This window comes from Sphingopyxis sp. OPL5, from assembly GCF_003797775.2.
In the GTDB taxonomy this organism is placed as follows: domain Bacteria; phylum Pseudomonadota; class Alphaproteobacteria; order Sphingomonadales; family Sphingomonadaceae; genus Sphingopyxis.
Map to the genome: position 1 here is coordinate 1,598,885 of NZ_CP060725.1, position 13,722 is coordinate 1,612,606.

Genomic DNA, 13,722 nt, shown 5'->3' on the forward strand with positions numbered 1-13,722 from the left:
GCGATGAATCCTTCAGCACAGGACATTCTTCGCGGTTGCGTCGAGAATCTCGAAGAGCTGGTCGCACCCGAAATCAGCAGTCCGCATGCGAAAAGCGCGATGATGTGCGCGCGCATGCTGATCAACCATGTCATCCTGCGCCTCGATCAGGAGGGCGCCGCGCTGGTCGAGGATTGCCGCGAGAAGCGCCGCCTGCTGGCCACGCTGGCCGAAGCGGGAGAATTTCCGCCGGCGCTCGCCGCCGAGGTTCGCACCCTCGCCGCCGACGCCGAACCCGGTCATATCGCGATGGCCGATCTCACCGCGCGCAACGACGCGTGGAAACGCCTGTTCGAACGGGCGCTCGCCGAGCCGCTCGCCCCCGCCGTCCGCACCAGCCTGCGCGCGCAACTGGCGGCGCAGATCGGCCGCGAAGCCGCCTATTGCGTTCCCGCGCTCGACGGACCGATGTTTTGAGGAGCCCCCTATGACCGACACTATCCTTGAGTCCGCCGCCCTCGCGCCCTTCACCCTGACCGGAAAGGTCGCGCTGATAACCGGCGCCGCGTCGGGGCTCGGCAAGGCGACCGCCGGGCTTTTCCTCGACGTCGGCGCCAGCGTCGTGATCGCCGACCTGAATGCCGAGGGCGCCGCCGCGGTTGCCGCCGAACTCGCGGCCAAGGGGCCGACGCTCGGCATCGGCATGGACGTGTCCGACGAGGCCGCGGTGCAGGCGGGTTTTGCCACCGCGGCCGAGCGGTTCGGCGGCGTCGATGTGCTGGTCAACAACGCCGCCTATCGCGGCAAGGCGAACACGATGGACATGTCGGTCGCCGAATGGGACATCATGCACGCCGTGTGTACGCGCGGCAGTTTCCTGTGCCTGCGCGAGGCGGTCAAGCAGATGCGACGGCGCGGCGGTGGATCGGTGGTCAATGTCTCGTCGATGAGCGCGCAGCATCCGACGATCTTTCCCAACATGCATTATGACTCGGCGAAGGCCGGGGTCGACGCGATCACCCGGCTGGCGGCGGTCGAGTTCGGCAAGGACGGGATACGCGTTAATTCGGTGCTGCCCGGCGGCATGGCGACCCCCGGACCCGACAAGATGCGCGCGGCGCAGGCGGCGGGCGGCGCGGTCATCGCGGGGCCGGCGACGATCCCGGGGCGCAACCCGATGGGGCGCATCGCCGATCCCATCGAAATGGCGCGCGCGATCCTGTTCCTCGCCAGCGACGCGGCGAGCTATATCACCGGCGCCGAACTGCTCGTCGACGCCGGCTTCACCAAGGGTTGATGGCATGACCGACCTGCTCTCCGACAGCCGTCCCCTGATCGGCGATACGCGCCCGGCGACGACCGGTCTCGGCGCCCGCGATCATGTCAATCCCGCCACCGGACAGGTTCAGGCACGCGTGTTGATCGGCGGCGCCAGCGAGATCGATGCCGCGGCGCGCGCCGCGGTTCTCGGCCAACGGGCGTGGCAGGCGCTCGGCCCCGAAAAGCGGCGCGATAGCCTGCTGCGCCTCGCCGACCTGATCGAAGCCGACGCGGCCAAGCTCCTGCGGATGGCGGCGCTCGAATGCGGCACGCCGCTGTCGAGCAATTCGAGCGGCCTCGCGCTGTCGTGGATCCGCTATTATGCCGGCTGGGCCGACAAGATCGAGGGCAGCTACAGCGAACCCTTCGGCATCGCCGGACTAGCTTATTCGCGGCACGAGCCGATCGGGGTGATCGGCGTCATCATCCCGTGGAATTCGCCGCTGGTGGCGATCGCGATGACCGCGATCCTGGCGATGGCGGCGGGCAATGCCGTCGTCCTCAAGCCGCCGACGCAGACCCCGTTCGTCGCGCTGCGTTTTGGCGAACTGGCGCTTGAGGCGGGGATTCCGGCAGGGGTGCTGAACATCGTTCCTGGCGATGCCGAAGCGGGCGAGGCACTGATCGCGCATCCGGCGGTAGGCAAGATCAGCTTCACCGGCGGCGACATCGTCGCCAAGGCGGTGATGCGGACCGCCGCCGAACATCTGAAACCCGTCGCGCTGGAACTCGGCGGCAAGTCGGCGAACCTGATCTTCGCCGATGCCGATCTCGATGTCGCGGCGGCGATGGCCGCCGGTTGCAGCCTGGTCCCGCTGGCGGGGCAAGGCTGCGTCCTGCCGACGCGCGTCTATGCGCATGGCGCGATCTTCGACGAGTTCGTCGACCGGGTGCGCGCGCATGCCGAAAGCTACGCGCTTGGCGATCCGCTCGACCCTGCCACCATCATCGGACCCGTCATCAACGAGGCCGCCGCGCAGCGGATCATCGGGGTGATCGACCGCGCCAAGGCCGAAAGCGGTGGCCGGCTGGTCACCGGCGGTCGACGCGGACAGGGCGACCTAGCCGCCGGCAGCTTCGTCGAGCCGACGGTGTTCGCCGGCGTCGCGCACGACAGCCACCTCGCCCGCGAGGAAGTCTTCGGCCCGGTGCTGTCGATCGTACGGTTCGACGATGACGCCGACGCGGTGGCGATGGCCAATGATTCGCGCTTCGGCCTCGGCGCCTATCTCCACACCCGCGACCTGTCGCGCGCGCACAAGGTCGCCGCCGCGCTCGAGGCCGGATGCGTCGCGGTCAACGGCATGTTGCCGATGGCCCCCAACCAGCCCTTCGGCGGCGTCAAGCAAAGCGGCTTCGGACGCGAGGGCGGCCGTGCGGGGCTCGAGGAATTCATGCAGATCAAGCAGGTGCTGATGCACCTGCGCTGAGGGGATGAGGCGTGGACGACGAGGCGGACTTTGTCATTGTGGGCGGGGGCAGCGCGGGCTGCGTCCTGGCCGCGCGGCTGAGCGAAAATCCCGGGCATCGGGTGATCCTGCTCGAGGCCGGGGGCGAAGGCCGCGATTTCCTCGTCCGGATGCCCGCCGGCACCGCGAAACTGATGGGGCACAAACAGTTCGACTGGTGCCTGCCGACCGAACCCGACCCATCGATCAACGACCGCACGATGCAATGGGCGGCGGGCAAGGCGCTCGGCGGCAGTTCGGCGATCAACGGCCAGGTCTATATGCGCGGCGAACGGTCGGACTATGACCATTGGGCCGCCGCCGGATGCACCGGCTGGGGCTATGACGATGTCTTCCCCTATTTCCTGAAGGCCGAGGAATTCCACGGGCCGCCGATGCAATCGCATGGCCGGCACGGCCCGCTCAGCGTCTCGCCGATCCAGGATCCGCAACCGGTCGGCCAATATGTCATCGACGCCTTCACCCAGGCCGGGATTCCGCTGAACGAGGATTATTGCAACGGCAGCCAGAGCGGCGTCTACCGGATCTTCGCGACCCAAAAGGACGGCCAGCGCTGTTCGGCGGCGCGCGCCTATCTCGATCCGGTGCGCGGCCGCGCGAACCTGACCGTCGTCACCCAGGCGCATGTCGACCGGATCGTCATCGAGGGCGGCCGGGCGACCGGGGTGGAGGTGCGCGTGGCCGGCGAGCGCCGCGTCATCCGGGCGCGCGGCGAAGTGCTGCTGTGCGCCGGCACCTTGTTGTCGCCCACCCTATTGATGCGGTCGGGTCTCGGTCCGGCGGCGGGGCTGGCCGCGCACGGTATTGCGGTGCAGCGCGACCTGCCCGGCGTCGGGCGGAATTTGCGCGAGCACAACAGCGTCAGCCTGGCGAAGCTCGTCAACATCCCGACGATGAGCGCCGAGCTCGGCCCGTTCAAGCTCGCACGCCACATGCTGAATTACATGCTGTTCCATCGCGGGCTGCTGACGACCCCGGCGGTGCAGGTCATGGCGGCATTCCGCACCGATCCCGACCTCGCCGACCCCGACATCATCCTGTCGATGCTGCCCGTCGCGGTCTCGTTCAACGACAAGGGCGATGCGGTGGTGGAGAAGCGTCCGTCCTTCTCGTTCGGATTCCATGTCGCGCGCCCGCAGAGTCGCGGCGAAATCCGGCTGCGCAGTGCCGATCCCGATACCAAGCCGGTGATCGACCATCGGCTGCAAAGCGCGCAGAGCGACGTCGACAAGCTGGTCGCGGGGCTGAAGATCGTCGAAAGCCTTTGCCGCACGCCGGCCTTGGCCGCGATCATCACCGGAACGCTGCGACCCGATCCCATGCCGTCCGATGACGACCAGTGGGAAGCCTATGTGCGCCAATGGGGCGGCATCGGATATCATGCGGTCGGCACCTGCCGCATGGGCGCTGATGGCGACCCTATGGCGGTGCTCGATCCGCATTTGCGGGTCCGGGGCATCGCGGGACTGCGGGTGGTCGATGCGTCGGTGATGCCCGAACCGGTGTCGGCGAACACCAATGCGCCGACGATCATGATCGCCGAACGCGCCGCCGAATGGATCGGGAGAGGGATATGACGCTCGAACGCATTTTTGGAGTGACCGACCGCAAGATACTGGTCATCGGCGCCACCCCGATCGGCGAGGCCACCGCCGCGCTGTTCAACGAACTGGGGGCCACTGCCGAAATCGCCGATATCGTGCCGGGCGAGCAGGTGATCGCCGACGCGGTTGCGGATTTTGCCGCGCGTCATGGCCGGATCGACGTGATGGTCTATGCGGTCACGCGCATCGGCACCTATGCGCTGCCGACGATGTCGCTCGACCAATGGGATCAGGTGCATGATGCCAATCTGCGCGGTGCCTTTCTGGCCATGCGCGCGGTGATTCCCGCCATGCAGCAACAGGGCGGCGGCGCGATCGTCGCGGTGTCGACTATGGGATCGGTCCATCCGGTGCTGAAGGGCAATGGCGCCTATGGCGCGTCGAAGGCGGGGCTCAACGGCCTCGTGCGCGCGGCGGCGCTCGACCATGCCGATGACGGCATTCGCGTCAACGCGGTGTTGCCCGGCGCCGTGCCCGTCGGCGACCCGCCCGCCGATATGGAGCGGCTGGGCGGACCGGCCACCCAGCCCGGCCGGTTGATGCTGGGAATGGGGCGTGCCGAGGATGTCGCCAGCGCCATCGTCTATCTCGCCTCCCCGGCGGCGCGCTTCGTCACCGGACAGATGCTGGCACTCGACGGCGGCTTCCTGATTTCATGAGGAATGGCTTGCAAAGCGAGGGCATATACATATAAATCAGATAGACATTAATTTCCACCGCTCGCAAGGATTACGGCAGCATGCCCACGCTCAATTCGATCGTTCGCAACGTCATGGCGATCGACCCTGCCGCCCCGGCGCTCGAATATCAGGGGCAGTGGCACAGCTGGGGGGACCTCAGCGGAGTTATCGATGCGGTCGAGGCGCTGTTGCAGCAGCATCGAATCGGTTCGGGCACCCGCATCGGCGGTATATTGCGCAACACCCCGCCCATGGCGGCGGTGATCATCGGCACGATCACCTCCGACCGCTGCGTCGTCACCCTCAACCCCGCGCTGCCCGACGAAAAGCTGGCGAGCGATATCATCGCGCTGAAGACTCCCGTCATCATCGCCCAGACCGAGGACTGGCAGCGCGCGCCGGTGCGCGACGCGGTCGCGCAAAGCGGCGCATTGGGGATCGAGATTACCGGCGACAAGGATCAGCCCGCGCGTCTGATCATGGCAAGCACCGGGACCGATTTCCACAGCGATGCCGCGGGGATCGGCATCGAGATGCTGACCAGCGGCACGACCGGCGCGCCGAAGCGGGTGCCGCTGAAAGCCGCCAATTTCTCGAAGATGGTGCTCGACGCGGCGGTGTTCGAAAAGCGCGATATCGATGCGCCGCCGACCTTGTCGCGGGCGGTGAGCATTTCCAACACCCCCTTCTCGCACATCGGCGGCATATTCAGCCTGTTCGTTACGCTGTCCGCGGGTCGCAAGTCGTGCATGCTCGACCGCTTCCGGGTCGATGAATTTGTCGACGCGGTGCAGCGGCACCGGCCCAAGGTCGCGGGCGCGCCGCCGTCCGCGCTGCGGATGATCCTCGACGCCGGGGTGCCCAAGGAGGCGCTGTCGAGCCTCGTCGCCTTTCGCACCTCGACGGCGCCGCTCGATCCGGCGCTGGCGGACCAGTTCTACGAGCATTTCGGCATCCCGGTCCTGCAAAATTATGGCGCGACCGAATTTGCGGGCGGGGTCGCGGGGTGGACGCTCCCCGATTTCCTGAAATCGGGCGCCCAGCGGCGCGGCAGCGTCGGCAAGATGAACCCCGGCGTCGACGGCCGCATCGTCGATCCCGAAAGCGGCGAGCCGCTGGCCTATGGCGAAAAGGGACTGCTCGAACTGCGCGCCAAACATCTTGGCGATGGCCGGAACTGGGTCCGGACGACCGACCTCGCGCGCATGGACGAGGAACAATTTCTTTGGATTCTCGGCCGCGCCGACAATGCGATCATCCGCGGCGGGTTCAAGATCATCCCCGACGACGTCGTCAAGGCGATGGAGACCCATCCCGCCGTCCTCGAAGCCTGTGTCGTCGCGCTGTCCGATCCGCGGCTGGGACAGGTCCCCGCGGCGGGATATCGCGTGAAGGCGGGACAGTCGGTCGCCGCCGACGAACTGCGAGCGTATCTGCGCGAACGGCTGACCGCCTATCAGCTGCCGACGAAGCTGCTCGAAGTGCAGGATTTCCCGCGGACGCCATCGATGAAACCCAGCCAGCCCGAACTCAGGAAGCTGCTCGAAGCGGCTTGATCGGGCCTGTCGGCTGAAGCATGGCCTGACGGTGGATTATGCGCCTTTGCCTTTCGAACCGCATCGCTGCCGCTTTGAGGATCGTGACGACGGCTCGACGCTGATCACGCCGGGCTACCGCCTGCCCGATCTGTGGCCGTCGATCCCGCACCTGTTCATAGACCGCGCCGAGCGTTTTCCGGATCGCCCGCTGGTCGCGCGCCGCGAATTGCTGCCCGACGGCGGCCGCGGCGAATGGCGGCGGCTGTCGTTCGGCGACGCTTTGCGGCAGGTGCGCGGGCTGGCGCAGGCGCTGATCGATCGGGGGATAGGTCCCGACGCGTCGGTCATGGTCCTGTCGGGGGGCAGTCCCGAGCATCTGGTCGTCAACCTCGCCGCGCAGATGGCGCGCGCGCCTTATGCGCCGGTGTCGGTCAATTACTCGCTGGCCGGCGGCGATTTCGCGCGGCTGCGGCACTGCTTCGCGATATGCCGGCCGCGGCTGGTCTACGCCGACGACTGGCGCATCTTCCTGCCCGCAATGTGCGCGCTCAACGAACGGGGCGACCTGATCCTCGTCACCGACGAGGCCGCTCCCGATGGCGAAACGCTGGCGCTGGGCGATCTGATATCGGCCGTGCCGGCCGATGCGGTCGATGCGTCGCTCGCCGCGATCACCCCCGACACCCACGCCAAGACGATCTTCACCTCGGGTTCGACCGGCAAGCCCAAAGGCGTGATCCAGACCCAGCGTATCCTGACCGGCATCGTCGCGCAGCATCAGGCGATGTATGCGCATGAAGAGGAAGAAAGCCCGGCCAAGGCCTTTCTGTCGTGGGTGCCGTGGAGCCATGTCGGCGGCAACAACACCCTGCCCGCCGACATCTTCAACGAGGCCGCCTGCTTTTACATCGACGACGGACGCCCCCTGCCCGGCCAGTTCGCCGAATCGATCCGCAACCTGCGCGAGATATGCCTGACCGAATATAATTCGACCCCGATCTTCTTTTCGGAACTGGTCACCGCGATGGAGGCCGACGACGAGCTACGCGACCATTTTTTCCGCGACCTGCGCTTCCTCAGCTATGGCTCGGCGGGATTGTCGGAGGATGTGTTCCGCCGCCTGCAGGCGCTGGCGGTCGCGGCCACCGGGCGCCGGATTCCGATCATCACCAAATATGGGACGACCGAGACGCAGGGGACGACGATCGTCGGCTGGCCGCTCGAAACCACCGGCCCGATCGGGCTGCCCTTTGCCGGCAATGTGGTGAAGCTGGCGCCCGCCGGCGGGCGGCTCGAGATCCGCGTCAAGGGACTGACCGTCACCCCCGGCTATCTGAGCGATCCCGAGGCCACCGCCGCCGCCTTCGATGACGAGGGCTTTTATCGCACCGGCGACGCCGCCCGCTTCGTCGATCCCGAACGCCCCGAACTCGGCCTCGTCTTCGACGGCCGGGTCACCGAGAATTTCAAGCTGTCGTCGGGCACCTGGGTCCATGTCGGGGCGCTCCGCATGGCGCTGCTCGATGCGCTCGATCCGCTGTTGCAGGATGTCGTGATCGCGGGCGAAGGACGCAGCGAGGTGCGCGCGCTCGGCTGGATGCGGATCGCCGATGCGCGCAAACTGGCCGGGGACGATCTCGACGCCGCGGCGCTGGCCGGTCATCCGGCGATCACGGCGCATGTCGCGGCGCGGCTCGCGCGCCACAATGCCGCGGCGGGCGGCCAGTCGCGCCGCGTTGCCGCGCTGCGCCTGCTCATCGCGCCGCCCGCCGGCGACGAGATCGCCGACAAGGGCTATGTCAACCAGCGCGAAGTGCAGCGCCAGCGCGTCGCCGATGTCGAGGCGCTCTATCGCGGCGAGGCGATCGCCGCCGGCTGACGCGCGGCTCTCAGTCCCAGCGAAGATAAAGCTCGTCGAAGCCGGGCACCGATCCGCAATGTTCGACATTCTTGCGGTCCGGATCGAGCCGGAATTCGGGCAGGCGGCCGACGAACTCCTCGAGGAATATCTCGATCTCGGCGCGCGCCAGCCCCTGACCGACGCATTTGTGCGGGCCATTGCCGAAGGTGTTGTGCGCGGGCGCGTTGCGATCGAAATCGACGTCCATCGGACAAGCATATTCGCGATCGTCGATCCCCGACAAATTGTTCGGGACCATGATCATCTCGTCCTTCTTGAACAACACACCCTTATATTCGAAATCGCGGGTCAGGATGCGGCCGGTGTTCGACAGGCCGAAACGGCGCAGGAATTCCTCGCAGGCGGCGGGAATGATCTCGGGCTCTTCGCGCAGGCGCCGCTGCTGCTCGGGATGCTGGGCAAGATAATGGGCGATATAGGCTATTTCCGACGCCACCGTGTCGAGTCCGCCGAAGAAGAGCAGGCTCGCCATCGACAGCACCTCCTCTTCCGACTGGAAACGCGGGTTGCGGCGCCACGCCGCGACGCGGGTCAACAGATCGTCGCCGTCGCCATTGTCGCGCTCGTCGAGCACGGTCTTCAGATAGTCGCGGACGCGGATCTGCGCGGCGAGCCTTTCGGCGGGGTCATAGGAGGACATCAGCGCGATGCCCCATTCGACAAATTCCTCGCGCCGGTCGAGCGGCAGGTCGACGATACGCAGGAACATCGTCACCGGCATTACCCGCGCAAAATCGCCGAGCAGTTCGCAGTGCCCTTGCGGCAGCAGCTTTTCGACAAGTTCGATCGTCAACTCGCGGGCATCGTCGCGCATTTTGGCGACCTTGCCGGGCATGAAGCCGGGGTTGATAACCGCGCGATAGCGCGCGTGATTGGGGGGATCGACCGCGAGCGGCAGCGGTTTGAGCGGCATCAGCGTGCGCGGGATCATGAATTCCTCATGGCTGAAAATCTCGTAATTCAGCTGGACGAATTTGACGTCCTCGGCGCGCGTCACCATCCAATGACCACCATGGCGCGGCGACCAGATGATGTCGGGGCCATCGTGCAGGCGCTTCACCGCCTTATACACCCCCACCTCTTCCAGGCCGTCGGGACGGATATAATCATAATCCACCACCAGCTCGGCCGGGACATGGTCCGGCTTCGGGGTAAGAGGGACGGGGTTGTTCATATCCTGCTCCTGATAGGCTTTTGTTGTATATATCATCTATCTGTTTATACCGATGATGCAAGCGATGGCGCGCGGATGCGCGACATGGGAAAAGAGGCTTGCCGGGGAGAGCGGCGTGGAACCAAAGGTCTGGATCGGTCAGATCATCAGCGATGATTTCGGTCAGCGGGAATTCCGCCTGCCATGAGCGCGATGATCCCCGAACCCGATTTCCGATCCACGATCCCCGGCCTGATCCGAAATTTTGCGGCGCGCTATGGCGAGGCCGATGCGCTGGTCCGCGATGGCCGCCGGGTGACCTTCCACGACCTCGACCGGCAATCGGCCGCGGTCGCGAAATCGCTGCTGGCGCTGGGGGTCGGCAAGGGCGCCCGGATCGGCATCATGGCCCCGCCCTGCCCCGAATTCGTCGTCGCGGTCCTCGCCGCCGGACGGATCGGCGCGATCGTCGGCCCGCTGAGCACGCTGTATCAGGCGCCCGAATTGCGCTGGGTGCTCGCCCATGCCGAATTCGACCATCTGATCATTGCCGATGCATTCCTGCGGCACGACTATCTCGCCCGGCTCGAAGAGGCGCTGCCCGGCCTCGCCGGTCAGGCCGCCGGGGCGCTCCAGCTCGAGGCGGCGCCGCGGCTGCGGCATATCCATGTCATCGGCGGCGGATCGCGGCCCTGGTCGCGCCCGTTCGATGCCCTGCTCGACGGCAGCGATGCGATCGGCGACGCGATGCTCGAACAGGTCGAAGCGCTAGTGACCCCCGCCGACCCGGCGTGCATCATCCACACCTCGGGCAGCACCGCGACCCCCAAGGGTGTCGTCCACGGTCACGGTCCGCTCATCCGCCACAGCTGGCAGATGGGCATGGACTTCACCCCGTTCGGCCATGGCGACCGGGTGGTCACGACGCGCGCGATGTTCTGGGTCGCCGGCTTTGTCGCGACCCTGTTCTACAGCCTCAACAATGGTGCCTGCCTGATCACCACCAGCGACGGGTCGCCGGCGAATATAGTGACGCTGATCGAAACCGAACGCGCCAACGCGCTCGCCGGCGATTCGGGCTGGTTCGACGTGCTGCGCGACTCCGCCGAATTAAAGGCTGCGGGTTATGACGTGGTGCGGCTCAATATGGACAGCGCCGGGCTGGCGCACGGCGGACGCTTTGTCAGCGATCATCTGTCCGAACGGTTCGGCGCGCCGGTTTCCCATCCCAACGGTCGCTTCGCCCGCACCTTTGGCATGACCGAGGCGCTGGGCGGGCATACGTCGGCGCGCTACGACGAACTGCTGCCCGAAGACCGGCCGTTCTGGCAGGGCCGCGCCGTTCCCGGGGTCGAATTGAAGATCGTCGATCCCGAAACGCGTATCCCGTTGCCGCCGGGCGAGGTCGGCGAACTGCTGGTGCGCGGCTATTGCCTGATGCTCGGATTGAACGGACGCGAACGGCACGAGACCTTCGATCCCGAGGGCTATTATGCGACCGGCGATCTCTGCCTGCTCGACGCCGATGGCTATCTGAAATTCGAGGCGCGACTGGGCGAGATGATCAAGGTCCATGGCGCCAATGTCGCACCGATGGAGGTCGAACTCGCGCTCGCCGGCCTGATGGGAATCGAAAAGGCGGGCGTCGTCGGCGTCCCCGGCGCCGGTGACACCTTGCTCGTCGCGGCGGTGCTGATGGCGCCGGACCGCGTCCTCGACGAAGCCGCGGTCATCGCCGACCTCAGGGGCAAGCTCTCCTCGTTCAAGGTCCCGAAGCATATCATCGCGCTCGACGAAGCGACGCTGCCGGCGACCGGATCGGGCAAGATCAAGAAAGCCGAACTCGCCGCGCTGATGACCAAAATGCTCGATGAGCGATCATTCTAATCATATAACGAATTTACTTGATTCGACCCGCCGACATCTGCATGGATTCGGGAACAAACAATGGTGGCGGAGCGAGAGGCAAATGGCGGAAACCCAAAAAAAGAACGTGCCGGACAATTACGGCATTCTGACCGACGAAGGCATCGACAAGCTGCGCGAGCGGATCGGTATTCAGGTCAACAAGCCGACCCCGCCGCACAATTATGAAGTGACATGGGACGGCACCCGCCACTTCGCGGTGGGGTATGGCGACGACAATCCGCTGTGGTGCGACAAGCATTATGGCGACAAGACCCGCTGGGGCGGCCTGATCGCGCCGCCGAACTTCCTCTACACGATGGGCGTCTCGGACGCGCCGCCGATCACCCCCGAAGTGAAGGCGATGATGAAGGGCGATCCGCTCGCCGGCCTCGGCTCGTATCAGGCGCAGATGGAATTCGAATGGTGGCGTCCGCTGCGGCTGGGCGACCAGCTCAAACAGCGCTTCGCGCTGATCGGCGTCCAGGTGAACGACAAGAGCGGCTTTGCGGGCCGCACCGTGTCCGAAGTGAACGGCTATATCTATCGCAACCAGGACGATGAATTGCACGCGATCCAGCGCGGCACCTGGATCCGCGCCGAACGCCACGCGTCGAAGGAGAAGAAGAAGGAATATGACCTTCCGACCCCCTACACCGACGCGCAGCTCGCCGAGATCGACGCCTGCTACGCCGCCGAAAAACTGCGCGGCGCCGAGACGCGCTACTGGGAAGATGTGATCGAGGGCGAGGACATGCAGACGATCGTGCGCGGCCCGCTGCGCACCAGCGACCTCGTCGTCTGGCACGTCGGCTGGGGCATGCAGTTGACCCCGCCGGGCGCTTTTCGCCAGAGCTGGAAAATCCGCGCCAAGGTGCCGGGGCTTTACACCCCGAACGAACTCAATGTCCCCGACACGGTCCAGCGCCTGCACTGGGAAAAGGCATGGGCCAATGAACTCGGCATTCCCATTCCCTATGATTATGGCGGGCTGCGCGAGACCTTCCTGACCAACACCGTCACCAACTGGATGGGCGACGACGGCTGGCTGTGGAAGCTGTCGTGCCAGCACCGCAAGTTCGTCTACACCGGCGACACCTATTGGATCAAAGGCAAGGTCCGCAAGAAGGTGCAGGAAGAAGGCCGCAACGAGGTGCACCTCGACATCTGGGTCGAGAATCAGCACGGCACCGTCGTGTCGCCGGGCAATGCCGTCGTCCTCCTGCCGACCCGCGATGCGCCGGTCGAGCTGCCGAAACCGGCGAAGGAGAATATCGACGAGATGTACGCTTATGAAGTCGAGCGGCTGAAGCAATAATCTCGGCTTTGACCGCGGCGCCGGCGTGCGCCGCGGTCCAGACATGGACCGCAGGATGACATACGACCATATCCGGTACGAAAAGCGTGGGGCCGTCGCGGTCATCACCTATGACAAGCAGGAGCGGCGCAACGCGTGGAGCCCGCCGCTCTATCGCGAAACCGAGCGCGCGATAGAGACCGCCAACGCCGACGATGCGATCGGTGCGATCGTGCTCACCCACGAAGGGCCGATCTTCTGCGCCGGGACCGATTTCAAGGCGGGGCCGGAGGTCGATCCCGACACCGGCAAGAAGCTCAACATCGCGCAGATCTGCATGATGCAGGATAGCGGCTGGATCCATCTGCTCGCGCGCTCGAAGCCGATGATCGGCGCGGTGCATGGTGCGGCGATCGGGCTGGGCGTCACCCAGTTGCTGCCGATGGACATCCGGATCGGCGGCGCAAGTTCGACCTGGAGCTTTCCTTTCCTCTCGCTCGGCTACATGCCCGAACTCGGCTGTACGGCGCTGTTGCCGCGGCTGGTCGGTTATGGCCGCGCGCTCGACATCTGCCTGACGTCGCAAAAACTGACCGCGCAGGAGGCGAAGGAGATCGGCCTGCTCACGCGCGTCGTTCCCGACGAACAGCTTCTGGACGAAGCCATCAAGGTCGGCGAAACGCTCGCCGCCGCACCACGCCTTCAGATGCGGCTGACACGCGAATTGTTCCAGAAGAACGCCCTCGAACCCGACACCAACGCCTATCTCCGGCGCGAGACCGACGCCTTCATCGAGATGCTGCGCGCCATCAAGAAAGCGCGCGACGCGGACGCCGCCAAAAGCTGAACCGTTCCG

Annotated in this window: 12 protein-coding genes; 11 read left to right on the forward strand and 1 reads right to left on the reverse strand. The window is 65.9% G+C overall.

Annotated elements, in window-relative coordinates; genetic code table 11:
- Positions 1-3: 3 nt before the first annotated feature.
- From EEB18_RS07730 to EEB18_RS07760, 7 genes are all read left to right on the forward strand, one after another.
- Positions 4-456: a hypothetical protein gene (locus tag EEB18_RS07730; protein WP_056344141.1), complete on the forward strand. Its 453-nt coding sequence runs from the start codon at positions 4-6 to the stop codon at positions 454-456.
- 10 nt (positions 457-466) lie between these two features.
- On the forward strand, positions 467-1,276 hold the full coding sequence (locus EEB18_RS07735) for an SDR family NAD(P)-dependent oxidoreductase (RefSeq protein WP_187139075.1): 810 nt from the start codon (positions 467-469) through the stop codon (positions 1,274-1,276).
- Between the two features lie 4 nt (positions 1,277-1,280).
- Positions 1,281-2,729: an aldehyde dehydrogenase family protein gene (locus tag EEB18_RS07740; protein ID WP_187139076.1), complete on the forward strand. Its 1,449-nt coding sequence runs from the start codon at positions 1,281-1,283 to the stop codon at positions 2,727-2,729.
- 11 nt (positions 2,730-2,740) lie between these two features.
- Complete coding sequence (locus EEB18_RS07745; RefSeq protein WP_187139077.1) at positions 2,741-4,345, forward strand: GMC family oxidoreductase; 1,605 nt, start codon at positions 2,741-2,743, stop codon at positions 4,343-4,345.
- The gene (locus tag EEB18_RS07750) at positions 4,342-5,031 is read left to right on the forward strand and encodes an SDR family NAD(P)-dependent oxidoreductase (RefSeq protein WP_222943151.1); all 690 of its coding nucleotides are present in this window, start codon (positions 4,342-4,344) and stop codon (positions 5,029-5,031) included. Before EEB18_RS07745 ends, EEB18_RS07750 begins: the two co-directional genes overlap by 4 nt.
- Before the next feature lie 80 nt (positions 5,032-5,111).
- The gene (locus EEB18_RS07755) at positions 5,112-6,608 is read left to right on the forward strand and encodes a class I adenylate-forming enzyme family protein (protein WP_187139079.1); all 1,497 of its coding nucleotides are present in this window, start codon (positions 5,112-5,114) and stop codon (positions 6,606-6,608) included.
- 31 nt (positions 6,609-6,639) lie between these two features.
- Positions 6,640-8,469 (forward strand): AMP-binding protein, encoded by a 1,830-nt coding sequence (locus tag EEB18_RS07760; protein WP_222943152.1) that lies wholly within the window; start codon positions 6,640-6,642, stop codon positions 8,467-8,469.
- A 10-nt stretch (positions 8,470-8,479) separates the two neighbouring features.
- On the opposite strand, the gene EEB18_RS07765 is transcribed toward EEB18_RS07760, so the two are convergent.
- Positions 8,480-9,721, reverse strand: a complete 1,242-nt coding sequence (locus EEB18_RS07765) for a cytochrome P450 (protein WP_262408160.1) — start codon at positions 9,719-9,721, stop codon at positions 8,480-8,482.
- A 16-nt stretch (positions 9,722-9,737) separates the two neighbouring features.
- Between EEB18_RS07765 and EEB18_RS22670 the strand changes: the two genes are divergently transcribed.
- From EEB18_RS22670 to EEB18_RS07780, 4 genes are all read left to right on the forward strand, one after another.
- Positions 9,738-9,872: a hypothetical protein gene (locus EEB18_RS22670; protein WP_262408161.1), complete on the forward strand. Its 135-nt coding sequence runs from the start codon at positions 9,738-9,740 to the stop codon at positions 9,870-9,872.
- Positions 9,869-11,551, forward strand: a complete 1,683-nt coding sequence (locus EEB18_RS07770; RefSeq protein WP_187139081.1) for a class I adenylate-forming enzyme family protein — start codon at positions 9,869-9,871, stop codon at positions 11,549-11,551. The genes EEB18_RS22670 and EEB18_RS07770 overlap by 4 nt, the downstream gene beginning before the upstream one ends.
- An 82-nt stretch (positions 11,552-11,633) precedes the next feature.
- Positions 11,634-12,887: a MaoC family dehydratase N-terminal domain-containing protein gene (locus EEB18_RS07775; protein ID WP_187139082.1), complete on the forward strand. Its 1,254-nt coding sequence runs from the start codon at positions 11,634-11,636 to the stop codon at positions 12,885-12,887.
- Positions 12,888-12,942: 55 nt separating this feature from the next.
- Positions 12,943-13,713 (forward strand): enoyl-CoA hydratase/isomerase family protein, encoded by a 771-nt coding sequence (locus EEB18_RS07780; RefSeq protein ID WP_187139083.1) that lies wholly within the window; start codon positions 12,943-12,945, stop codon positions 13,711-13,713.
- Positions 13,714-13,722 lie beyond the last annotated feature (9 nt).

Bases quoted from the DNA above. Each gene is read 5' to 3' on its own strand.
- EEB18_RS07730 (WP_056344141.1), top strand. From the start codon at position 4: ATGAATCCTTCAGCACAGGACATTCTTCGCGGTTGCGTCGAGAATCTC.
- EEB18_RS07735 (WP_187139075.1), top strand. From the start codon at position 467: ATGACCGACACTATCCTTGAGTCCGCCGCCCTCGCGCCCTTCACCCTG.
- EEB18_RS07740 (WP_187139076.1), top strand. From the start codon at position 1,281: ATGACCGACCTGCTCTCCGACAGCCGTCCCCTGATCGGCGATACGCGC.
- EEB18_RS07750 (WP_222943151.1), top strand. From the start codon at position 4,342: ATGACGCTCGAACGCATTTTTGGAGTGACCGACCGCAAGATACTGGTC.
- EEB18_RS07755 (WP_187139079.1), top strand. From the start codon at position 5,112: ATGCCCACGCTCAATTCGATCGTTCGCAACGTCATGGCGATCGACCCT.
- EEB18_RS07765 (WP_262408160.1), bottom strand. From the start codon at position 9,721: ATGATATATACAACAAAAGCCTATCAGGAGCAGGATATGAACAACCCC.
- EEB18_RS22670 (WP_262408161.1), top strand. From the start codon at position 9,738: ATGATGCAAGCGATGGCGCGCGGATGCGCGACATGGGAAAAGAGGCTT.
- EEB18_RS07770 (WP_187139081.1), top strand. From the start codon at position 9,869: ATGAGCGCGATGATCCCCGAACCCGATTTCCGATCCACGATCCCCGGC.
- EEB18_RS07775 (WP_187139082.1), top strand. From the start codon at position 11,634: ATGGCGGAAACCCAAAAAAAGAACGTGCCGGACAATTACGGCATTCTG.
- EEB18_RS07780 (WP_187139083.1), top strand. From the start codon at position 12,943: ATGACATACGACCATATCCGGTACGAAAAGCGTGGGGCCGTCGCGGTC.